The organism is Paenibacillus sp. Negev47, from assembly GCF_058313655.1.
In genome coordinates this window covers 6,438,153-6,458,799 of the sequence record NZ_CM177754.1, presented here as the reverse complement: position 1 = coordinate 6,458,799, position 20,647 = coordinate 6,438,153, and the positions used below count along the sequence as shown (strand labels likewise).

Sequence of the window (20,647 nt, the reverse complement as noted above, 5' to 3'; positions counted from 1 at the left end):
TTGGTGATCGGTTATATTGGTAAACGAATGATCGCGATCATTCCTATCGTTTTTATCGCTACACTTGTGACCTTTGCGCTTATTCATATATCGCCGGTTGATCCGGCCGAGGCTTATCTGACAGCCGCTCATATCTATCCAACACCGGAGCTGCTTGCGCAAAAGCGGCATGAGTTCGGTCTGGATCAGCCTATGTTAACCCAATATATGCATACGATTCAGAAGATTGCCAAGCTCGACTTCGGCACCTCATATCTGACGAATAAACCGGTATGGGATGAAGTGAAATTAAGGCTCCCGGCTACGGCTGAACTAGCCCTCTGGAGTATATTGTTATCGGCTTTGGTGAGTATTCCTTTGGGAATACTGGCAGCAGTGTATAAGAATAGCTGGATTGACATGGTCAGCCGTGCGATTTCCTATTTTGGAGCATCTATTCCACAATTCTGGCTCGGTTACCTGCTGATCTTCTTTTTCTCGGTGAAGCTGGACTGGCTGCCTGTGGAGGGACGTGGATCGTGGGAGAATCTGGTTCTGCCTACGATTACACTCTCCTTGATTCTTATTGCGATCTACACCCGATTATTGCGTTCCAGTGTACTGGAGCAATTGCAGGAGACATATGTACAGTATGCGAGAACGCGCGGGATTCGCGAACGAGTCATTATGCTGAAACATGTCCTGAAAATCGCCATATCGCCCCTCATTACGGGGATGGGTATGAGTATGGGCAAGCTGCTCACAGGCACCATTATTGTGGAGCAAGTGTTTTCCTGGCCTGGGTTCGGACGATACTTTGTCGATGCGATATTTAATCGGGATATTCCCGTTATTCAATGTTATGTCTTCCTGGCGGCATGCCTGTTCATCGTATGCAATCTGCTCGTTGATCTGGTGCAGCTAATGATGGACCCACGGATTTCAGCGAAAGGACGGGCAGAACATTGATAAACAAATGGCGTGCGGTATTTAAAGGACAGAGAGCCATTCAGATATGCTCAGTGATCATATTGCTTTTCTTCATGGTAGCGTTATTAGCCCCATGGATTGCTCCTCATGACCCTGTGAAGGTGAATCTGTTACAGAAGCTGGCGAGTCCATCCTTTGAGCATTGGCTGGGAACGGATCATCTGGGACGCGACAATCTCACCAGGTTAATATATGGCGCTCGGGTGTCGCTCGGATTTGCTACCCTGATCTTTCTGTCTTCTTTGCTCATAGGTGTCATTGTGGGTTCGATCTCCGGGTACCTCGGTGGCTGGGTGGACAGTCTGCTGATGCGATTGTGTGAAGGCATTATGGCGTTTCCGAATCTGGTGCTGGTGCTGGGCATTGTAGGGATCTTTGGTCCAGGTCTGATGCAGGTTCTTCTAGCCCTCATGATGGTACAGTGGGTGTATTATGCACGCATCTGCCGGAATATGGTCGTTAGTCTGAAGGAACGGAACTTCATCGCAGCGGCGCGGATTAGCGGCTCCTCTTCATGGACGATTATCCGCAGACATATCATCCCCAACGTGCAGCGTCCCATCGTTGTAATGGGCACGCTGGAGATGGGATGGGCGATTATGGATATATCCGCTCTGTCCTTCCTGGGACTAGGTATTCAACCACCGAATGCAGAATGGGGAGCCATGATTCATGAAGGAACGGGTTATATTCGCAGTCATCCGGAGTTGATGATCTATCCGGGTGCATTGATTCTGCTGGTGGTCATTACGTTCAACATCTTGGGAGAAGCGTTATCCGAGCGTTATGGCATTGCAAAAAGGTAATGGTTCGGAACCAAAGGCATATGGAGGTGAACGTAACGATGGATGATGCAGCGAAAGTACTCGAAGTTCGTGGTCTGCAAGTGAATCTTAGAACAGCGGAGGGTTCAGTCCCGTTACTGGAGCCCATTGATTTCGAATTAAAAAAAGGTCGTGTCTTCGGTCTGGTCGGTGAGAGTGGCAGCGGCAAGACCGTTACGTGTAACGCGTTGCTCCATCTGCTTGATCCACGCAGGATGGAAGTGTCGGGCAGCATCCGTCTGAATGGGCGGGAGCTTAGCTCATTGTCAGGTGAGGAGATGCGACGCATCCGCGGCAAGGACATCGGATTTATTATGCAGAATCCGATGAATGCTTTTACACCCGTATATACGATTGGATCTCAATTCATTGAAACTTTACGTACGCATACAGAAATGTCCAAAGCAGCGGCCCGGGAGCGGGCTATTGCTGCCTTGGCAGATATGAACTTGCCCGAACCGGCCAAACTGATGAAGCGATATCCCTACCAACTGAGTGGAGGCATGTTGCAGCGGGTGATGATCGCCATATCGATGTGCCTGCGACCAGCCCTGGTTATTGCCGATGAACCAACGACGGCACTGGATGTCGTGAATCAGTTGAAGGTGCTTCAGGAATTGGATCGGCTACGTACGGAATACGGTACATCCATCTTGCTCATCTCCCACGATCTGGGTGTGATCTCGCAAATGGCGGATGAAGTCGCGGTTATGCAGAAGGGACGAATTGTAGAGCAGGCGGATGTGTATCAACTGTTTGATCACCCGCAGCATGAATATACACGGATGTTGTTAAATGCCAGGCCCAGTATGTTTTTGGGACGATAGGAAGTTAGCGACTAATAAAGAGTGGAATCGTTAGTGAATGTAAGTGTAGAACTGGTGTGAGCTCTGTTTGAAGCGGGTAGCGCAGGGGTGGGATGGACATGATGATGTGTAATTTCGTCTTCTTCGGAGATTGCTTCTGCCAAGTACAAGAGAGGAGGATGACCTGATGCTTCAGGTACGTGAAGTAAGCCATAGCTATAGCAAACGCAATTGGCTGGATCGTTCGGGAGCGCGTCCTCCTGTGCTGGCAGACATTTCACTTACGATTGAAAAGGGTGTTTGTCTGGGATTGTTGGGTACCAGCGGAGCAGGTAAAAGTACCTTGGGGAAAATCATACTTGGGCTGGAGAAGCCCAGCCAGGGTCAGATTTTGTTTCAGGGTCAGGATATCTACCGATCCAGCAAACCCGTGCTTAAGGGATTACGACGTGATCTGCAAGTCGTGTTCCAGGACTGTTATTCGGCTGTAAATCCGCTTATGACTGCCGCGCAGATCATTGGGGAGCCGCTGGATAATTACGAGCGTTTGTCGGCAAAAGAACAACTTCGTGTGATTGGACAATTGCTTGAGCAGGTTGGACTTACACCTGAGGATGCAAACAAGCTCCCGCAACAGTTCAGCGGTGGCCAATTACAGCGAGTCAACATCGCACGAGCCATCGCTCTCAAGCCAAAGTTAATCGTATTGGACGAATCGATCAGCAGCCTGGATATGGTGCACCAGACGCAAATCCTATCCTTGCTGGCGGACCTCAGAGCGTCGTATGGGTTGTCGTACCTCTTTATCACGCATGACATCCGGGCCGCCATGACAATCTGTGACCGCATTGCGGTAATGGATCAGGGCAGGATTGTCTATAGCGGTGATGCGGGGGATTCGGTAATGCAGTCGGATCATCCTGTTGTCCAGCAGCTGGTTACAGCTATTTTGCCTGAGCATCCGTCAGGCCGTATTTCGTTTGGGTAATGCGTTGCTCGTACTGTTGCGGGATCGTGTAAATAACGTGTCTACGATTCGTTGAAATGCAGATCTGTATGAAATGAAGCTAATAGCGTGTGCAAGGTTCGTTAGACTATAACGAACGCAACAAAGGGGTGTCCCGTCTTGAACATGACGTAGGGACATCCCTTTTTTGTTTTGTTTAGGATTAGGCAATTTTCTGTCTTACCCCATCTTCCGCCCAAGCTGTTCGATCTTATCCAACCAATGCTTCCTTTGTTCCTCTGATTTTTTGCCAACTTGATCTACCATTGTTATCCGCACAGGCTTGATGCCGGTAAGTCCCAACGTGGAGATTTTCATCATCTTGTGTGCGGGCTCACCTTGGAACCATTTGAAGTACCAGCTCGGACCATCCATCGTGGTGATCATGCGAGCGGTGCGGCCTTTGAGCAGTTGATCCGGGAAAGGTTTTCCTTTTTGATACTTGAAGGCATATCCTGGCATGAAGATTCGGTCAACAAAACCTTTCAGCAGGGCAGGCGGTCCTCCCCACCAGATTGGGAATACCCATACGAGATGCTCGGCCCACTTGATCGCTTCTTGGGCTTGTAGCAAATCTGGCTCAAGTGGAAGTTTATTACGATATCCTCCCTCCAGATTCATGTTGAACGCCAACTCGTTCAAGGTGATCATGCGGACGTCGGCACCCGCCTGCACCGCACCTTTGCGGTACGCCTCGGCGATTGCGCCGTTGTAACTGGGTGAGACGGGATTGCCTTGAATAATTAATATTTTCTTCATCGAAGATGACACTTCCTGACTATTTTAGTTAATGAACACTAACCTCATGTGTAAAAAGAAAAGGTCACGTATGACCCGATAATCGATCTGTATACCCTGATGGTATGTTGACGATTCTCTTTTAGAGGTTGTTCAAAAAGTCCGCTTTTGATTACGAATCATGCCTAGCGGCATCATCAGCATCGAATATGGGATTCAGCCGAAATGTCCGTTGCTCACGTAGTTTTCTCTACGCTCCGCTACTCCATTTCTAGCTTCATTCCATCTTCTCGGTACTGAAAACCAGACTTTTTGAACTCGTACTTATATAACGTGTAGCCCCAAACCTTACTTGGTGTTCTGCGAGGTCAGAATGGTTGCCCTCTCCAGTTCTACTCTTGTGGTACTTGCCCCAACATTGATGCAAGACGATGAACAGTCTCGCCCGTATAAGGTACCAACAGCTCCGGTAGCTCACCTTGCATACTGGAGACCGCCATACGTGTAATCGCACCAATAATCAGTACGCCTGTGAGCCTCGAATCCTGCTGAGGAAGCTCCCCTCGCATGATTCCCTGATCGATCAGATCCATTAACGCATCCAATGGCTGACGGTAATCCTCGCTGCTTCCAGCTTCAATGAATATTTCATGATTCTGTGAAATCAGCAGCAGTCCGTAGGGATCTTCATCATGCAGATGGAGCACCTCGGTAACCAGTTGCTTGAAGCGTTCCAGTACGGGGCCTTCCCGGCGAACATACCCGTCAATCAATGCAGTATAGTCGACACAGTATTGAGTGAAGGCTTCCAGGGCAACGGCATCTTTGTTTTTAAAATGTTTGTAGATCGCCGCGTCGGTTACTCCGGCGGCGTCACCGATCTCTTTGACGGATATGCCGTCAACGCCTTTGGTTGCGAACAAGCGCATAGCCGCTTGTAAGATATCTTTCTTTTTGCTATCCACATGAGGTTTGTTCTTCATGATTGTATAGTAAGTGATTACTAACTAAAATGCAAGAAGCACTTTTGAATCCTCTGATTTGATTCCTTGAATAGGCACTTACGACCTAAGCTTGCAGGCTTGTGAGCGGCAACGTATGATGGATAGAAATCATAACATGAGGATACGAACAGCAGGGAGAACGATATGGATGGTGGGTAGCGTTTATGAAGAGAAGGATGCACACAGCTGGGTGACGTCTGAAGGAATGCTGAATGATCAATATATAACCAATCGAGAACCATTGTATAAAGGAATGAACGGACGATATGTGGAGCGATTTACTGTTCCTACCGGTGGAAGTTATATTTTCAAACCGCTGACGAATCCTGCGCAGCATGGGCGGGAACGATGGATGTACGAGCGTGTGATGTCTGGATTACCGCCGTTCTACCCGCAGCTTATTGCTGCGTCTGATCTTACAATTGCACCAGCACAGAGCTGGATGATCTACGAGGATCTGGGGCAGCTTGTGCATAATTCGCAAGAAGCGACGATGCTCGGCGCAGCGGCACATATGGCAGCGTGGCATGCATTGCCTGTTACGGATTGGAGCGAGCTGCCTCGCGTGGGCCAGAAACCGTCCATTCGCACGATGTTGGATGAGTTGCAAATGCAGAAGCAATCTACTGTTGATCTGTTGTCCAGACTGGACATGCAGCTGTCCGCATCGGATTGGGACAAGATCACCAGGTTGATCCTCACGGCAGAGGAAGAACTTCCAACCGTTCTTTGTCACGGAGATTTGCATCCGGGTAACATGGCGGAGGTGGACGGCAGGCTGGTCATCTTGGACTGGGAGCATGCCCATCTGAATACGCCGCTGTGGGATGTGTACCATCTGGTGGATCTCTCGCATCCGCTGTTTCCCAGAACGGTTACGCCTGCCCTGCGAGAGCGGGTTATGGATGTTTATTTGGACAAACTGGGGAGCTTGGGCGTACAGATTGAACGGGTTCTTTTTACAGGATGGTACGATGCCTATGCTATTGTATTCTCGCTCTGGATGCTGGGTTTGATTGACGGTGATCTGAGGAGTGAGGAATGTGTGTGGCCGAAGGAGCAGCTGCGAAGCCAGTGGCACGAGACGGCAGCGACGCTGGAACAGTGCATGAAGCATATGCGTGAGGAATAGAAATGAGAGGTGAGAAGTTTGCGTAAAGTCGGACTTGTTATGCGTAAAATTCAATTTACAGAAGCTCAGGGGCCGCGCGTATTTGCGGATCGGCTGAAACAAATTGGTCTGGAGTTGGGCGTGGATATTGTGTTCATCTCTCCGGAGCGTCATGTCAGCGGATATGACTGGTTGCCAGGTTATGAGCATGAGAAAGGCGACCTGGTGAACTACGATATCGTGCTGGATCAGATTCATAGCCAAAATATAGAGCATGTCATCTACACCGTATCCGGGTTTACGTTTTTGAAGATGTTCTTACCGAAGAGTGTGTTGTTCCCGCACAGTTTCCCCGATCCCGCGCTGACGGGATATGAGATGATGAAGCCATTTTATACGATGGTGGATAAAGCCATTGTGCAGACGGAGTTTTTGAAAACAGAGCTGGGTCGCAATTTCGGCGTACATGACGTGAACGTCATTCCGATTGGATTTAGCGAAGAGCTGGCGAACCGGCACTATGACCCGAGTCAGGTTGTGCATAATCGTGTGCTCTGGATCGGTCGGGATGAGGCGAACCGTCGCCCGGACTTGGTCCTGGAATATGCGCGGCAGAACCCGGACAAGGAAGTGTACATGGTGTTCGGCGGTGTACGCTATCAGGAAAGCATGAAGAAGTACGACATTCCGGACAACGTGAAGCTGAAGTTTGCGCTCACCCAGGATGAGATTTTTACCCTGATGAACTCATCGAAGGTCTACTGGAGTTGTTCGGCCTTTGATACGTTTGCAATGCCACTGACGGAAGCGATGGCGATGGGCAAAATGGTCGTGAAGCCGGAGCATGCCTGCTACGGTCACATTCGATCCACACATGCCTTTGCAGGCAATGAGGATAACTGGTTTGAACTGGTGAACATGGCTGCGGCTGCACCGCGCAGTGTCTCAGAAGACAACCGGGAGTATGCGTTTAGTGCTTTTTCGCGCACGAAGATGAAAGAAGGATACCGGAACTTTTTCTCGGATTGGTTGAAGTAAAGGAAGGTCTGTAACGAAGGGCTTGATCCATCCAGCAACAGGAGGGGAACCTTATGGAAGTACTGATCATGTGGACTTTGGGAATGTGGGCGGTGCAGTTGCTGATTGAATGGCTTATCTACCGGATGCAAGGACGGCGAATGACGTGGGTTCAGTATATATTGCCATGTGTGGCTTTGCTTGGCGGTGCCGTTGTAATCATGATCAGCATCAATATTGGCGGATGGAATGGCATCGGATATGCTCTGCTCGGTGTATCATTCGGTACCGCGGGAATGTTAACACTCATTACGGTGGCGATCAGGGATGTGATGCTTCGGCGACGGGGCAGGGATTAAGCGGAAGAATGAAACTACTGTACAGTAAGATTAAATTGGGCGATAGGATGGTTGCAGGAATACATTCGTCTGTGATATATTGACATTAATTATGACAAGGGAGGTGAAGACAGGTGAATCACGAGATGCTTAACAACCGTATTAGCCAGCTGCCGATTGCTATGGCTGGCATTGTTCATACTTTTCTGACCAACGGGAGAAGTCTGTCCAATTTTGAATATACGGAAGTTAACATTTGCGAGAAGATGCCTGCCTTGACCTCATTCGGACGATAAGCGATATTGCTTGAATTCTGAAGGGCCGCGGAGCTAACCTCCTGCGGCTCTTTTTGTGTTGCGGTCAGGATCTTCCAACCTATAGGAGGAACCTTATTATGATGATTATTAGCGCACAACAACTGACTCAATACCACGGAGCACATCTGGTGCTGGACGGCATTACATTTGAAATTATGGAAGGCGACAAGGTCGCCCTGATCGGCCGCAACGGAAGCGGTAAGACAACACTCATGCGCCTGATGGCAAGGCTGAACAAGCCGGACGAGGGTCAATTGATGATAAAGAAAGATACACGAGTGGGATATGTGGCCCAGGTTCCGGAAGGATTGGATGACCATACCGTACTGGATGTACTGAGTCTTGGATTCAAGGAGCTCATGGTATGTTCCACGCAAATGAAGGAAATGGAGCAGCAAATGTCCGATCCGGCATGTGCAGCAGACCCTAGTCAATTGGAGCGCCTGCTGAAACGTTATGCAGCGCTGCAAGACCAGTTCGAGCGTGAGGGTGGATACGAAATGGATGCCCGGATCGATCAGGTGGCGGACGGTCTGGATATCGACAAGGCGCATTATGGTTGGCGCTTCAGTTCCCTGTCCGGTGGGGAGCAGACTCGGGTAGTGCTGGCTTCACAGCTAATCGTAAGGCCCGATCTGTTATTGCTGGATGAGCCGACGAACCATCTCGATCTGGAGCGGGTCGAGTGGCTGGAAGGATATTTACGAGAATACCCCGGCACCATTGTCCTGATCTCGCATGATCGCTATTTTCTGGATCGGGTAGTGAATCGAACACTGGAGCTGGAGGATGGAGAAGCGGAAACGTCTGCTGGCGGTTATACGGAATATATGAAAGTGAAGGAACAACGGCTGTTGCAGCAATTCGAGGAGTTCAAAGAGCAACAGAAGGTTATCAAGAAAATGAAAGAAACGATCCGCCAGCTGGAGGAGTGGGGCCGAGTTGGTGGGAATGAAAAGTTCTTCAGGCGGGCGGCTTCGATGCGTAAAGCAATCGAGCGGATGGAACAGGTGAAGCGTCCTGTGCTGGAGCGCCGCAATGCCGAGTTCGATGTGCGCCCTACGGATCGAACGGGCAAACGGGTAGCGGTATTGGAACAGGTCGAGAAGAGCTATGGTGAGCGTGAAATCCTGCGTGGAATCTCGGGTCTGCTAGAATATGGGGATAAAATTGCACTCATTGGCCGCAATGGTTCCGGAAAGACGACCCTGTTCAAGCTGTTGCTTGGTGACGAGCAGCCCAATGCTGGCAAGCTGGAGTGGGGGGCACGTGTGGATGTCGGGTATCTGGCTCAACAGGAGGAACCCACGAATCCGAAGCTGAATGTACTCGAATACTTCCGTCTGGAAGCGGGCGTGGAGGAAGGCGAGGCTCGCGGAATTCTGGCCCGATACCTGTTCTACGGTGCAGATGTATTCCGCTCTGTCGGGCAATTATCTGGCGGGGAATGGACGCGCCTGCGTTTGGCTCTGCTGGTGCAACGCAAACCCAATGTACTGCTGCTCGATGAGCCGACCAACCATCTGGATATCGCATCCAGAGAAGCGTTGGAAGAGTCCTTGGTTGATTTTGAAGGAACCGTACTTGCCATCTCGCATGATCGGTATTTCGTCAATCGCCTTGCTTCCCGTGTCTGGGAACTGGAGGACGGACAGATGACCGCTTATCTCGGAGACTATGAGGCGTATCGTGAGAAGAAGCTTGATTTGCAAGCTCGTGCAGCGGCGACAGGTCAAGTTACAGCAGGAGCGGGAGTTTCTTCTCGTGGGAATGCCAAGTCAGAGATGAAGTCAGGTTTGACGTCCGCGCCCGGCGGGACTGCCAGATCGGGGAAGAAGCCAGAAGCAACCTCGGCAGTGAACAGTTCCACTGTTGCGGCTGCTGGTGGAAGTCGAGATCATGAGGTTTCCACTGGATCAGGTAAGGCGATGGCCTCTTCGGCATCAACTGCATCGAATCATAAAAGTAGAAATGGTAACAAACAGTTTGCGGAAAAGCTGGAACAGACCTTGGCTCGTCTTGAGGCAGAGATTCAGGCGTTGGATCAACAGTTGGAAACGGTACAGAACAATCCGCTTGAACTGGAACAACGCTGGAATGAACGCGAGCAATTGTCCGCTGAATACAATGATGTATTGGCCCAGTGGGCTGAGTTATAAGTCAGAATAGCACGAGCATAAGATTGAACAAGCGAGGTCGGAGAGTCTTCTCCGGCCTTTTTGCACCTGGGTTACATACCAAACGCGGAATCTGCGTGCTAGCCAAGCAAGCGTTAAATCACGAATGTAGCATCATCGACGACGCCTCGAACAGTAGCTTTATTACATGTCATGGTGAATAGAATCATTCATAACTCATTAAAAATGGAGTTTTGTAACTAGACATAGACAAATTAAACCATTTTGATCTATGTCTAGCCTTGATTTGAAGCAGCTAAAGGTAATATGAAATGATTCATTAGTGTAACTTTTTTCCTTCTGATGCGTTAAATACGTTTGTATGAATTGAAACGGCTCATCTAAGAGCTCGCAATAAGGGAGGTTACCGGTATCTATTATTCATTGACGTATCGGAGTTGGTCGGATGATCGACAGGCGGAGACAGGGGTGCTGGAACAGACTTCAGTCACGCGGGATGAACTATTCATGCGCAAACTGGTGGATGCCACCCTGATGAAAAACAAACTCTGGGCACATCTGTCCAATGAATGCCAGGATGGGCGGGAACATGCAGTATACGTGACGGCATATGACCAACAGATGCCGGACGAGTACGGTGCAGCCATTGCGGATGCTGCGCTGGCGATGTGCAAAATGTCTTCCATGTACAGCGCAGAGTATATGCTGTGGAATGGAAGTTCGTTTCAGGAGTTGGAGCTCACAGCGTCATCCACCTATACGATGGAGCTTGCCGAGCAACTGCTGGACCATTACATGGTTCGCGGTGGCAAGACGTATGAGTTCCTGTATTCCGTGCTGGATGCGGATCGCAAGAAAGTATTGTTTTATATGAAAGAGGTGGATCTGTGATGAGTGACCAAGAGCAGGGGCAAGCATCCAAGCCCGGATCAAAAGCGAAGCTGGTTGCTTTCTCCCTGATGCTGGCGGTTCCTGCCGTGTTATCCGGTTGTGGCAGCAACAATGATGAATGTGACCCGGAGTATGATACCGGATGTGAATATGACTCCAGTAGCGGACACTATTACTACGGTGGGTCGTCGTATCGAAGCAACAAGGACAGTAACAGCTCTTATAGCAAATCCAAGTCCAAATCAAGCGGCTTCGGTAGCTTCTTCCGCAGTTCGGGAGGATAACCGGATGAGGCAAGTGGTTCAACTGCCGTTTAGTCACGAAGAGGTATTTCAGGATGAAGCGGGACAACAGATCCCATATCATCGAATGTACGGGAAGCAGTATTGTGTGCCTGCATTGACGGTCTATTCTCCCTCGGAGGTACAGGAGCTGCGTGCGGCAGCGGAGGCGGTAGACGGCATTTACTGTAAAGTGATGCGATTTATCCAGCAATATATGCCGGATTCTTTTCTAGAGCATCAGCTCGGTATCCATCCGGGGCTTATTCCGGCAGCACGTATGGAGATGGTCACTGGAGGCATTACCCGTCAGGACTGGATTATCGGAGAAGCTGGGCCGAAGTGTATTGAAAATAATACGGACACGCCTACGGGGATACCGGAGGCTGCTGCATTGGAGGATATCCTGGTTGGTCTAACTGAGGATGCTGCGTTCACTGCGCCATCTGCCGAGATGGATGCACGTATTCGGGCGTGTTTCAAGATGTGGCTGGAATTCTATGCAGAGCAGGGATTGCAGGGTCCGGTGACGTTTACTTCTTTTGGCGAACATGTCGAAGATCGAACGAATACGGAATACCTGATGAGACGCTGTCAGGAAGCCGGATACGAAGCCGTGTATGCCCCACTGGAGGAACTGGAGATTGTTCCTGGTGAGGCGCTTTACCATCAGGGTCGGGAGATTAACCTGCTGTATCGCCTTTATCCACTGGAGTATCTTATCGATGATCGGGATGAGACGACAGGTGTGGAGATTGGCGTAGCTCTGCTTGATCTTGTACGGGAGGGACGACTAGGCCTGATGAATCCGGTTCAGCATGTACTGATGCAGAGCAAAGGCTTCATGGCGGCAATCTGGTCGCTCTACGAGCGTAACGAGCAGACCCCGGATTATTGCGGGTTTACCCTCTTTGATGAAGCGGAAATGGACGTGATTTCCCGATATCTGCTGCCCACCTATTTTTCGGCAGAGCCTTTCGAGCTGAACGCCATGTCATATGTAGCCAAAAGCTATTGGGGGCGCGAAGGTAGAGGCACTCTTTTGCTGGATGGAAGTGCAGTTCAGAAGATAGAGTCGGCTCACGATTCAACCCTGAGGGTAAAAGATCAAGCCAAAGAGGATGAAGAGGAAATCACAGCTTATTACGAAAACCAGCCCAAAATCTATCAGCAGCTGGTTCCGATGGAACAGGTTGTGATCGAGACGGAAGATGGAGCGTACAGCGGCTATCTGCTTACAGGGGTGTTTGTTATCGGTGGGCGTTTGGCAGGGATGCTACCACGGGTCGGGGAGAAAGTAACCGGAGATATGGCTTATTATTGCGCGGCTACAGTTCGTGGACGGATGAATGATGAGGAGGAGAAAGAATGGAGAACTTGGGATTGAACTTGCTGAATGTTGCGGTGGGTATAGGCATTCTGCTGGTGGTATTGGTATGTGGATATTTCGCTTTTAGCAAATTGACCCGGTATAACGATAGTGAGGAAATCGCCAAAGGTAACGAGGCGGCAGGCATGTATATGGGCAGCAAATTGCTGGGGCTGTGTATTATTGTCGGAATGGTATCATTCTCTACGCACTCGTGGCTGGATATGCTGTTGTGGTCGGCGCTGGGCATCATTATTCTGTGTCTGGTCTATATTATATTTGACTTCCTCACGCCCAAAATGCGAGTTTGCGAAGAAATTGCACGAGGCAATATGGCGGTAGCGCAGCTGCTGCGTTCGATTATCATCGGCGTTTCCATCGTCATCGGTACGTTTTTGATGTAAAATAAGACATAGGGATTAACGATAATTTAGAATAAATATAGTGTTTACACGTAAACGAAGAGGACAGAAAAAATCTGGAGAAGCGAAGCGTTCACATTTATCATCGGATTTTTACCTTTGACAGAAGGTATACAAAAAATCCGAGGGTAACAGTGATCGTAAGATTATTCTGTACGCAGAGTTATTAAGTGTAATCTTGTATTTTTGTTCTAAATGAATATCAAACGGAAGAAGGAGCGCGGCATCATGAGAAGAGTCATCATCGATACAGATACAGCAGGAGACGATACGATTGCGATCCTGACGGCATTGCACCACTTTCAGGTGGAAGGCATCACCATCACGGGCGGTAACGTACAATTCGACCAGGAAGTTGAAAATGCACTGTACACGGTACAGGTTGCTGGACATGGCGGCAAGGTGCCTGTATATAAAGGTTGCGAGCGTCCGCTAATGGCCTATGGAAAGGCTCAGCACCGCACAGTGGAAGATGTGCATGGCGATGACGGCATGGGCGGCGCGCATTTTCCCAAGGCGGATCAACGTCCCGAGAGCGGGCACGCGGTTGATTTTATCATTGAGAAGGTGCATGCACATCCGGGTGAAATTGAGCTCTTGGCGATTGCTCCGCTAACTAATATTGCAATGGCAATTCAGAAGGACCCCACGATTATTTCGGAGATTGCTCACTTGTACATCATGGGCGGAACGAATAATGCACTGGGCAACATCACGCCGGCGGCGGAATATAACTTCTACGTGGACCCGGAAGCAGCGAAAATTGTACTGCATGCAGGCATCCCGATCACGATGGTTGGCTGGGAGATGTGCACCCAATATTCAGTCATGGACGATAATGATCATGCAGAGATTGCTGCTCTGGGCACATCCGGTGCTGATTTCTTCACAGCCATTAACAAAGTGGTTATGCAGTTCAACAAGTCGGTACATAAGCTGAATGGCACCACTCATCCCGATACATTGCTGATGGCTGTAGCCGCAGATGAATCCATCATGACCAAGTCAGGTCAATATTATGTGGATGTGGAAGCGGCAGGAGAGCTGACACGTGGATACAGTGTGGTCGATATCAACGGACGTTTTGGCAAAGAGCCCAATGTGCGTGTATGTGAGGCCATTGATCGGCCCAAATTCAAATCCATGCTGCTGGATGTTCTCTCAGCGATCCAATAAACGCAGTAATTAAACTGCACGTAAAAGAAAAAAATCCGTACCTTTTCCAGGTACGGATTTTTTATTGCCCATTTTTAGAAGAACTACTTCACCTGTCGTAGTAAGTTGTGCTATACTTCAACTACTACGACAGGTGAAGTAACGAGGAGGAGTAACTTTTGTGATCAGCAGTGACGTTATACGTGGCTACAATGATACGCTGATCCTCTACATGCTGCTCGAAGGGGAGTCGTACGGCTACGAGATTTCCAAGAACATCAGGCAGCTGACAGAGGAAAAGTACGTCATGAAGGAGACGACATTATACTCGGCCTTCACGCGATTGGAGAAGAACGGTTATATTGAATCGTTTTACCTGGATGAGAATAGTCTGGGAAAGCGCCGTACCTATTACCGGATTACGCCGCCTGGCCTCGACTATTACAGACAGAAGTGTGAGGAATGGAAGGTTACGCAGGAGGTTGTTAATCTATTTATCAGGGAGTTGTGACGGAACATGGAGACAATTATGGTGTATCTGGAGAACATGTTTGCTGGTCTGCCGAAGACTCCCGAGGTGGAGCATCTGAAGCAGGAGCTCCTTTCGGGGATGGAAGATAAGTATCTGGAATTGAAGCGAGAAGGCAAGTCGGAGAATGAAGCCATCGGCATTGTGATCTCGGAATTTGGTAACATCGAGGAATTAACAGCCGAACTCGGTATTCAGCCAGTCAGCACAGAAGAGGCAGTACCTGTACTGACGGAAGAAGAGATTTACGCATATACCACTGCGAAAAGAAATGCTGGATTTTGGATTGGACTGGGTGTTTTATTGTGCGCGTCGGGTGTGGCATTTCTGATTTTCATGGATACCTTGTTTGAGAACTATGCCTATTTAGCTGCAAACCGTTCGGAAGAAACGGGCGCTGTATTGGGCTTGATCGGCATGTTCGTACTGATTGCCATTGGGGTTGGCATGTTCATTCATAGTGGCATGAAGCTAGATCGTTTCAGTCATATGGAGAAGGGCTTTCAACTTCCCTATACACTTAAAATGAGTCTTCAGCGTAGCCAGGAGAACTTCGCCCTAACTTATCGTGTAGCCATCATTACGGGTGTCTGCCTGTGCATTCTGTCTCCTGTTTTTATTTTCGCAGCTGCCTCTTTCAACGAAAACTACGCTTCTTATGGTGTATCTGCCTTTATGATCATGGCTGGGGTAGGGGTATTCCTGTTTGTATACTACGGCAATATTCAAGGGGCTTACACGAACTTGATGGATAAGCACCAGCTGACGGCAGAAAAAAAGCAAGAAGTAAAGGTTGTGAGAGCCGTAGAAGCTATTGTATGGCCGCTGGCGACAGCCATCTTCTTGTTCACAGGCTTTGTATTCCAGCGGTGGGATATCAATTGGGCCATATTTCCGATTACCGGTATTCTCTCCGGCAGCTTTAGCAATGTGTACCATATTATGAAAAGTAAAAATCCGTCCTGAGCATGCTGCTTTGGCTAGTAAAGCCCACCCGATCTATATAGATCAGGGGGGCTTTTTTACACGTTTAATCTAATTTTGCTGCAACAAAAACGAGCGAATGCCGGTCGTGACCAGATCATGGTCTTCCTCATCAGGCAAACCCGATACCGTAATGGTGCCGACCTGTCCCTCATTTTTCAGAATCAGCGGGAAAGCCCCTCCAGCCAGGACATAGTCCGATGAAGGCAGATTGAAGTCTTGCTCAAGTGTCTGATTTTCGTTTCTCAACCGCAGGGCAGTATGCCAAGAGCTAGAGGAGAAATGATTAACAACATTGTTCTTGCGGCGGATCCAATCTTCGTTATCGGGATGAGTGCCTTCCATGGCGTGCAAAAAGAGGCGATGTCCCTTCAGGGTGATATCAATAGTTACGGCTTGTGAACGACGTTTCGCTTCCTCGACCAGATGCATGCCAAGTCTAAGCGCCATTTCAGAATCAAATGTGCCAAATACCAAGTCCTTTTCTTCCTGCTGCATTTCCTTTAATTTCTCTGTCATGGTCAGGTTCAAATTACAGGCAGCCCCTTTACATATATGATTTGATGTCTACATTCGACATGGATGGGTGTAGTCCCTTCTCGATGCAGTCTGAACGATGTTAGTAGATCTTTTATGCACAGTTAAAGACCACTCATTTGGAGACCATACATCGGCTGTGTTAAAGTGAAGGGAACCTAATATACAAAACTCTTAAAGTTAAAATAATTTGTCGTTCAGTAGGCAGGAGGAGAGGCAAGATGCTGTTTTATTTTGTAGCACTGCTGGTAACTTTGGTGGATCAGGGAACCAAAATTGCAGTGAGGATGTATATGGAAGTCGGTGACGTGATGAGACTGGGTGACTCCGGCATGCAATTGCAGCATTACGAGAATAGCGGAATGGCTGGCAGTCTGTTTCAAGGGAATGCGCGTCTCTTCGGCGTGATCGCTGTTCTGTTCATAGCAGGCATGCTGTATTACCGCAGAAAAGGTGAAATTCGCGGTTTCTGGATGCAGGCAGGCGCTGGTTTTATGGTTGGCGGGGCCTTGGGAAATGCGATTGATCGATTTATCTATGCCCGGGTAACGGATTTCCTCGTGTTTCCGTCAGGGCGCGGAATCTTGAATTTGGCCGATGTCGCGATTAATGTAGGTGTGGTGATGATCATCATCGGCATGTTAATTCGTGCATTTCAGAGTTATCGGGCCAAGCGTTTACGCAATGCTCTGCCGAAAGTTGAGCGTTCGTAATAGGTTGGATAAAAACGTTACAGTGGCTGAATATAAGCTTAATAAATGAGGGACATTGGATATCATCCAGTGTCCTTTTTGTTATGCCTGATTCGGGTCATGGGAAGAACTGCCTTGATTCAATTTTACCGAAACCGTTTTAGAAATAATAAAGGGCTGATAGCCAACGCTCATAGTATGAGCTTGTGGAAGAATTAACCAAATGGTTATTTCACCACCTGAATGGGTAAATCTTTACGTATAAAGCTGAGGGAGGTACAACATGAGAACAACGCTTACCAAGGCTCTCGGGACAATGTTGCTGTGTGGAATGATGGCTGTACTTCTATCTTCCTGCACCAGTGGGGATAGTGCGAATGGCAAAGTGCAGATTGAATTTTTCCAGAACAAACCTGAAGCCAAAACAACCTTTGATGAATTGATCAAAACGTTCAACGCAGAGCATGACGATATTCAGGTGACACAGGTGAATCCGCCCGATGCGGAGACAGTATTGAAAACGCGTGTCGTCAAAAATGATATACCGGATATTATGGCCATGGGCGCAACCGACACCTATTCCATTTTGGCCCAGAGTGATATTTTCACCAATCTGACGGACAGCTCATTACTCCAGACGATTGATCCGAACTACATACAAATGCTGAAGGATGTCACAGGGATGGACGAAGTGACAGGTGTTCCTTACGCAACTAATGCGAACGGCATCATGTACAACAAAACGCTGTTTAGGGAAATGGGATTGGACGTACCCAAGACGTGGGATGAACTCATTGCGACCGCCCAAAAGATCAAGGATGCAGGTGAGATTCCATTTTACTTCACATACAAGGATGACTGGCAGACGAGCCTGCCCTTCAATGCACTTGGCTCCAATCTGGTCGGTATTGATTTCTACCAAGAGCGGCGCGATAACAAAGTGACGTTCAAGGAGGAATACCGCGAGGTAGCTGAGAAGCAGCTGGAACTCATGAAGTACGGTCACGGCGATAACTTTGGTAAAGCCTATTCGGACGGTAACCGTGCTTTTGCTAACGGTGAAGCCTTCATGTACATCCAGGGAACCTGGGCCATCTCGGAGATTCGCAAAGCGAACCCGAATGTTGACATCGGTTTCTTCCCATTCCCAACGGGCAACGATGCAAGTGAAATCAAGCTGGTGAACGGGATTGACTCTCTGTTTACCATCGCAGCGGACACGCCTAATCGCGAGCAGGCAGAGACATTCATTACGTTTCTGTTAAAGCCTGAAAATATCGGAAGATACATTGGTGAACAGACGCTGTTCTCTGCGGTAGAAGGGGTGAAACAGGATGATCCTGCGGTACAGGAATTGATGCCTTATATTGAGCAGGGCAAGGTCGTTGACTTTGCCGATCACTATATACCGGCTGCCGTGCAGCTGAATTCCATCGTACAGTCCTTTTTGCAGAACCAAAACATCGACAACTATCTAGATACACTCGACAAAGAATGGGACAAGGTCGCGAATCGGCGTTAACCCTTGTCTGAAGGAGGATGGAATATGAACAAGCGTATCGCACCTTATTACTGGATGACGGTTCCGGCGGTAGTATTGTTCTTCGTATTTATGACACTGCCGGCCCTCCAGGGCATCTATTATTCATTTACGAATTACAACGGATTCGGGAAAGAATATGATTTTGTTGGCTTCAAAAACTATTTTAACTTGTTCCAGGATGACAATGTAGGTAACGCCTACTGGTTTACGTTCAAGTTCGCGATCGTTGTGACGATCCTGACCAATATCCTGAGCCTGCTCATTGCACTCGGGCTGAATGCCAAGATCAAGTTTCGTAACTTTTTCCGCGGCATTTACTTCCTGCCCAATATTCTGAGTGTGCTGATCGTAGGTTACATATTTAACTACTTATTCTCCAACGTATTCCCGATCTGGGGACAAAATCTGGGTATCAACGCGCTATCCACGAACATACTTGGTAGCGAAAGTCTGGCTTGGATCGGTATCGTCATTGTTGCAGTATGGCAATCCGTGGCCCTGAATACGATTCTGTATTTGGCTGGTCTGCAAACGATACCAACGACACTGTATGAGGCTTCCAACCTCGACGGCGCAGGCAAATGGCGTGAATTCTGGAGTATTACCTTCCCGCTTATTGCCCCATTCTTCACCATTAATATGGTGTTGGCGATGAAAAACTCGCTGATGGTCTTCGACCAAATCGTAGCCTTGACCAACGGTGGTCCCGGACGGGCGACGCAGTCCATCTCCCACCTGATCTACACCGGAGGATTTGAAGGCGGCGAATATGCGTATCAATCTGCGAACTCGGTTATTTACTTCATCGTTATTGCGGTGATTTCAATTCTGCAAATCCGGTTCCTGCAAAGAAGGGAGATGGATCTGTAATGAGAAGCCGTACACGAATCAATTGGCTCGTTATGCTGCTCGTTGTGCTGGGTACCCTGTTTATCCTGTTCCCATTGTATATGACCGTTACGATTGCTTTGAAAAATCCGGAACAGATGGCCCAATCGGTCTTTGCCATTCCGACAACGCTTCACTGGGAGAATTTCGCGAGGGCCATCGACATGACGAACTTCTTCCAATCGTTCCGTAACAGTGCGATCGTTACCGCATCAACTGTACTCTTGACGTTGCTCAGTAACTCGATGGTGGCCTATGCCATTGCGCGGAATATGGAGAAACGCAAGTTTTTCAAAGGGCTCTATTATTACTTTGTCAGCGCGATGTTCATTCCGTTCCCGATCATCATGCTGCCGATTGTTAAGCTGACCTCATCGCTGGAGATGACGAATCTGGTAGGTCTGATCCTGCTGCATACGGTCTATGGCCTGGCATTTAACGTATTTGTGTACGTTGGATACATCCGGTCCATTCCGGTAGCGCTGGAGGAAGCGGCTTTTGTGGATGGGGCGACGACGTGGGGCACGTTCTGGAAAATCATTTTCCCGCTCATGGCGCCCATCAGTGCCACGGTTGGTATTCTAACTTGCCTGTCCACGTACAACGACTTCTTGCTGCCACTCATTATTATCAGTGATCCGGGACAGTACACGTTACCGCTGGTACAGTATGTATTCCAAGGGCAGTTCAATACCGAATTTAACCTTGCATTTGCATCCTACCTGCTCGCGTTACTGCCGATGATTATCATCTATCTGTTCGCACAGAAGTGGATCATCAACGGGGTTACACAAGGGTCTGTGAAATAACGGATAGATGTGAGAAAGAATAGCATCGGTGCAAGAGATACAGATAAGAGAGGTGGACTTTAAGAGTCCCCTCTCTTTTTTGATCATCCTCATTTATCGTTCGGAAGCTCTTCAGGTGGATTGATTAACCTGTAAATCTATGCTATTTTTTAGTCGTTAGTTTAAACGTTAAACAAAGACTAGAAGAGAAGAAGATTAAGGTTCAATTTTGCAAGCGCTTTAACGAATGAACTGAATACGTGGATGAATCCGGCATCGTTTGTACCCAGTCTTCAAGAG

At 48.6% G+C, this 20,647-nt stretch carries 23 protein-coding genes; 20 read left to right on the top strand and 3 right to left on the bottom strand.

Annotation, left to right across the window (positions count from 1 at the left end; translation table 11 throughout):
- Nucleotides 1-3 precede the first annotated feature (3 nt).
- The 4 genes from nikB (at nt 4) to nikE (ending at nt 3,587) form a co-directional block, all read left to right on the top strand.
- Nucleotides 4-948: a nickel ABC transporter permease subunit NikB gene (gene nikB / locus AC4G47_RS28975; RefSeq protein ID WP_491103975.1), complete on the top strand. Its 945-nt coding sequence runs from the start codon at nt 4-6 to the stop codon at nt 946-948.
- Nucleotides 945-1,775 carry a nickel ABC transporter permease subunit NikC gene (gene nikC, locus AC4G47_RS28970; protein ID WP_458124522.1) on the top strand — a complete coding sequence of 277 codons (831 nt, stop codon included), beginning with the start codon at nt 945-947 and terminating at the stop codon, nt 1,773-1,775. Before nikB ends, nikC begins: the two co-directional genes overlap by 4 nt.
- Before the next feature lie 38 nt (nt 1,776-1,813).
- Nucleotides 1,814-2,620, top strand: coding sequence for a nickel import ATP-binding protein NikD (nikD, locus tag AC4G47_RS28965; protein ID WP_491103974.1), 807 nt, complete (start codon nt 1,814-1,816; stop codon nt 2,618-2,620).
- Between the two features lie 166 nt (nt 2,621-2,786).
- The gene (gene nikE, locus AC4G47_RS28960) at nt 2,787-3,587 is read left to right on the top strand and encodes a nickel import ATP-binding protein NikE (RefSeq protein WP_491103972.1); all 801 of its coding nucleotides are present in this window, start codon (nt 2,787-2,789) and stop codon (nt 3,585-3,587) included.
- 198 nt (nt 3,588-3,785) lie between these two features.
- Here nikE and AC4G47_RS28955 read toward each other — a convergent pair whose 3' ends face one another.
- Together AC4G47_RS28955 and AC4G47_RS28950 are read right to left on the bottom strand one after the other, a co-directional pair.
- Nucleotides 3,786-4,364: an NAD(P)H-dependent oxidoreductase gene (locus AC4G47_RS28955; RefSeq protein WP_491103970.1), complete on the bottom strand. Its 579-nt coding sequence runs from the start codon at nt 4,362-4,364 to the stop codon at nt 3,786-3,788.
- Nucleotides 4,365-4,735: 371 nt separating this feature from the next.
- Nucleotides 4,736-5,326 (bottom strand): TetR/AcrR family transcriptional regulator, encoded by a 591-nt coding sequence (locus tag AC4G47_RS28950; RefSeq protein ID WP_491103969.1) that lies wholly within the window; start codon nt 5,324-5,326, stop codon nt 4,736-4,738.
- 169 nt (nt 5,327-5,495) lie between these two features.
- Here AC4G47_RS28950 and AC4G47_RS28945 point away from each other — a divergent pair, with 169 nt between their 5' ends.
- The 12 genes from AC4G47_RS28945 to AC4G47_RS28890 all read left to right on the top strand — a co-directional run bounded on the left by AC4G47_RS28945 (nt 5,496) and on the right by AC4G47_RS28890 (nt 15,881).
- Entirely contained in the window at nt 5,496-6,479 is a 984-nt protein-coding gene (locus AC4G47_RS28945; RefSeq protein ID WP_491103968.1) for a phosphotransferase family protein, read from the top strand.
- Between the two features lie 18 nt (nt 6,480-6,497).
- Complete coding sequence (locus AC4G47_RS28940) at nt 6,498-7,496, top strand: glycosyltransferase (RefSeq protein ID WP_491103967.1); 999 nt, start codon at nt 6,498-6,500, stop codon at nt 7,494-7,496.
- A 53-nt stretch (nt 7,497-7,549) separates the two neighbouring features.
- Entirely contained in the window at nt 7,550-7,834 is a 285-nt protein-coding gene (locus AC4G47_RS28935; RefSeq protein WP_458124515.1) for a YesK family protein, read from the top strand.
- A 113-nt stretch (nt 7,835-7,947) separates the two neighbouring features.
- On the top strand, nt 7,948-8,109 hold the full coding sequence (locus tag AC4G47_RS28930) for a hypothetical protein (RefSeq protein ID WP_017691697.1): 162 nt from the start codon (nt 7,948-7,950) through the stop codon (nt 8,107-8,109).
- Between the two features lie 98 nt (nt 8,110-8,207).
- A complete protein-coding gene (abc-f, locus tag AC4G47_RS28925; protein WP_491103965.1) occupies nt 8,208-10,289 on the top strand; it encodes a ribosomal protection-like ABC-F family protein in 2,082 nt (693 codons plus the stop codon).
- 447 nt (nt 10,290-10,736) lie between these two features.
- Entirely contained in the window at nt 10,737-11,159 is a 423-nt protein-coding gene (locus AC4G47_RS28920; protein ID WP_491103963.1) for a hypothetical protein, read from the top strand.
- On the top strand, nt 11,159-11,443 hold the full coding sequence (locus AC4G47_RS28915) for a hypothetical protein (protein ID WP_491103962.1): 285 nt from the start codon (nt 11,159-11,161) through the stop codon (nt 11,441-11,443). Before AC4G47_RS28920 ends, AC4G47_RS28915 begins: the two co-directional genes overlap by 1 nt.
- 4 nt (nt 11,444-11,447) lie before the next feature.
- The gene (locus AC4G47_RS28910) at nt 11,448-12,827 is read left to right on the top strand and encodes a glutathionylspermidine synthase family protein (RefSeq protein WP_491103961.1); all 1,380 of its coding nucleotides are present in this window, start codon (nt 11,448-11,450) and stop codon (nt 12,825-12,827) included.
- A complete protein-coding gene (locus AC4G47_RS28905) occupies nt 12,809-13,213 on the top strand; it encodes a DUF350 domain-containing protein (protein ID WP_491103959.1) in 405 nt (134 codons plus the stop codon). The genes AC4G47_RS28910 and AC4G47_RS28905 overlap by 19 nt, the downstream gene beginning before the upstream one ends.
- Before the next feature lie 246 nt (nt 13,214-13,459).
- Complete coding sequence (locus tag AC4G47_RS28900) at nt 13,460-14,407, top strand: nucleoside hydrolase (RefSeq protein ID WP_491103957.1); 948 nt, start codon at nt 13,460-13,462, stop codon at nt 14,405-14,407.
- Between the two features lie 160 nt (nt 14,408-14,567).
- Nucleotides 14,568-14,897 carry a PadR family transcriptional regulator gene (locus tag AC4G47_RS28895; RefSeq protein ID WP_458124509.1) on the top strand — a complete coding sequence of 110 codons (330 nt, stop codon included), beginning with the start codon at nt 14,568-14,570 and terminating at the stop codon, nt 14,895-14,897.
- Nucleotides 14,898-14,903: 6 nt separating this feature from the next.
- Nucleotides 14,904-15,881: a permease prefix domain 1-containing protein gene (locus AC4G47_RS28890; protein ID WP_491103955.1), complete on the top strand. Its 978-nt coding sequence runs from the start codon at nt 14,904-14,906 to the stop codon at nt 15,879-15,881.
- Nucleotides 15,882-15,950: 69 nt separating this feature from the next.
- Here the strand turns inward: AC4G47_RS28890 and AC4G47_RS28885 are convergent, their stop codons facing one another.
- Nucleotides 15,951-16,430 carry a heme-degrading domain-containing protein gene (locus AC4G47_RS28885; protein WP_491103954.1) on the bottom strand — a complete coding sequence of 160 codons (480 nt, stop codon included), beginning with the start codon at nt 16,428-16,430 and terminating at the stop codon, nt 15,951-15,953.
- A 227-nt stretch (nt 16,431-16,657) separates the two neighbouring features.
- Here AC4G47_RS28885 and lspA point away from each other — a divergent pair, with 227 nt between their 5' ends.
- The 4 genes from lspA to AC4G47_RS28865 all read left to right on the top strand — a co-directional run bounded on the left by lspA (nt 16,658) and on the right by AC4G47_RS28865 (nt 20,368).
- Nucleotides 16,658-17,149: a signal peptidase II gene (lspA, locus tag AC4G47_RS28880; protein ID WP_458124506.1), complete on the top strand. Its 492-nt coding sequence runs from the start codon at nt 16,658-16,660 to the stop codon at nt 17,147-17,149.
- A gap of 310 nt (nt 17,150-17,459) precedes the next feature.
- Nucleotides 17,460-18,650, top strand: coding sequence for an ABC transporter substrate-binding protein (locus tag AC4G47_RS28875; RefSeq protein ID WP_491106824.1), 1,191 nt, complete (start codon nt 17,460-17,462; stop codon nt 18,648-18,650).
- Nucleotides 18,651-18,674: 24 nt separating this feature from the next.
- Nucleotides 18,675-19,541 carry a carbohydrate ABC transporter permease gene (locus AC4G47_RS28870; protein WP_036606633.1) on the top strand — a complete coding sequence of 289 codons (867 nt, stop codon included), beginning with the start codon at nt 18,675-18,677 and terminating at the stop codon, nt 19,539-19,541.
- Nucleotides 19,541-20,368 carry a carbohydrate ABC transporter permease gene (locus AC4G47_RS28865; protein ID WP_491103952.1) on the top strand — a complete coding sequence of 276 codons (828 nt, stop codon included), beginning with the start codon at nt 19,541-19,543 and terminating at the stop codon, nt 20,366-20,368. Before AC4G47_RS28870 ends, AC4G47_RS28865 begins: the two co-directional genes overlap by 1 nt.
- Nucleotides 20,369-20,647: the final 279 nt, after the last annotated feature.

What these genes read in the sequence shown, in the direction of transcription:
- AC4G47_RS28905 (WP_491103959.1), top strand. Translation starts at nt 12,809, where the DNA reads ATGGAGAACTTGGGATTGAACTTGCTGAATGTTGCGGTGGGTATAGGC.
- AC4G47_RS28865 (WP_491103952.1), top strand. Translation starts at nt 19,541, where the DNA reads ATGAGAAGCCGTACACGAATCAATTGGCTCGTTATGCTGCTCGTTGTG.
- AC4G47_RS28915 (WP_491103962.1), top strand. Translation starts at nt 11,159, where the DNA reads ATGAGTGACCAAGAGCAGGGGCAAGCATCCAAGCCCGGATCAAAAGCG.
- AC4G47_RS28910 (WP_491103961.1), top strand. Translation starts at nt 11,448, where the DNA reads ATGAGGCAAGTGGTTCAACTGCCGTTTAGTCACGAAGAGGTATTTCAG.
- nikD (WP_491103974.1), top strand. Translation starts at nt 1,814, where the DNA reads ATGGATGATGCAGCGAAAGTACTCGAAGTTCGTGGTCTGCAAGTGAAT.
- abc-f (WP_491103965.1), top strand. Translation starts at nt 8,208, where the DNA reads ATGATGATTATTAGCGCACAACAACTGACTCAATACCACGGAGCACAT.
- AC4G47_RS28900 (WP_491103957.1), top strand. Translation starts at nt 13,460, where the DNA reads ATGAGAAGAGTCATCATCGATACAGATACAGCAGGAGACGATACGATT.
- AC4G47_RS28935 (WP_458124515.1), top strand. Translation starts at nt 7,550, where the DNA reads ATGGAAGTACTGATCATGTGGACTTTGGGAATGTGGGCGGTGCAGTTG.
- lspA (WP_458124506.1), top strand. Translation starts at nt 16,658, where the DNA reads ATGCTGTTTTATTTTGTAGCACTGCTGGTAACTTTGGTGGATCAGGGA.
- AC4G47_RS28955 (WP_491103970.1), bottom strand. Translation starts at nt 4,364, where the DNA reads ATGAAGAAAATATTAATTATTCAAGGCAATCCCGTCTCACCCAGTTAC.
- AC4G47_RS28870 (WP_036606633.1), top strand. Translation starts at nt 18,675, where the DNA reads ATGAACAAGCGTATCGCACCTTATTACTGGATGACGGTTCCGGCGGTA.
- AC4G47_RS28950 (WP_491103969.1), bottom strand. Translation starts at nt 5,326, where the DNA reads ATGAAGAACAAACCTCATGTGGATAGCAAAAAGAAAGATATCTTACAA.
- AC4G47_RS28945 (WP_491103968.1), top strand. Translation starts at nt 5,496, where the DNA reads ATGGTGGGTAGCGTTTATGAAGAGAAGGATGCACACAGCTGGGTGACG.
- AC4G47_RS28875 (WP_491106824.1), top strand. Translation starts at nt 17,460, where the DNA reads ATGATGGCTGTACTTCTATCTTCCTGCACCAGTGGGGATAGTGCGAAT.
- AC4G47_RS28890 (WP_491103955.1), top strand. Translation starts at nt 14,904, where the DNA reads ATGGAGACAATTATGGTGTATCTGGAGAACATGTTTGCTGGTCTGCCG.
- nikE (WP_491103972.1), top strand. Translation starts at nt 2,787, where the DNA reads ATGCTTCAGGTACGTGAAGTAAGCCATAGCTATAGCAAACGCAATTGG.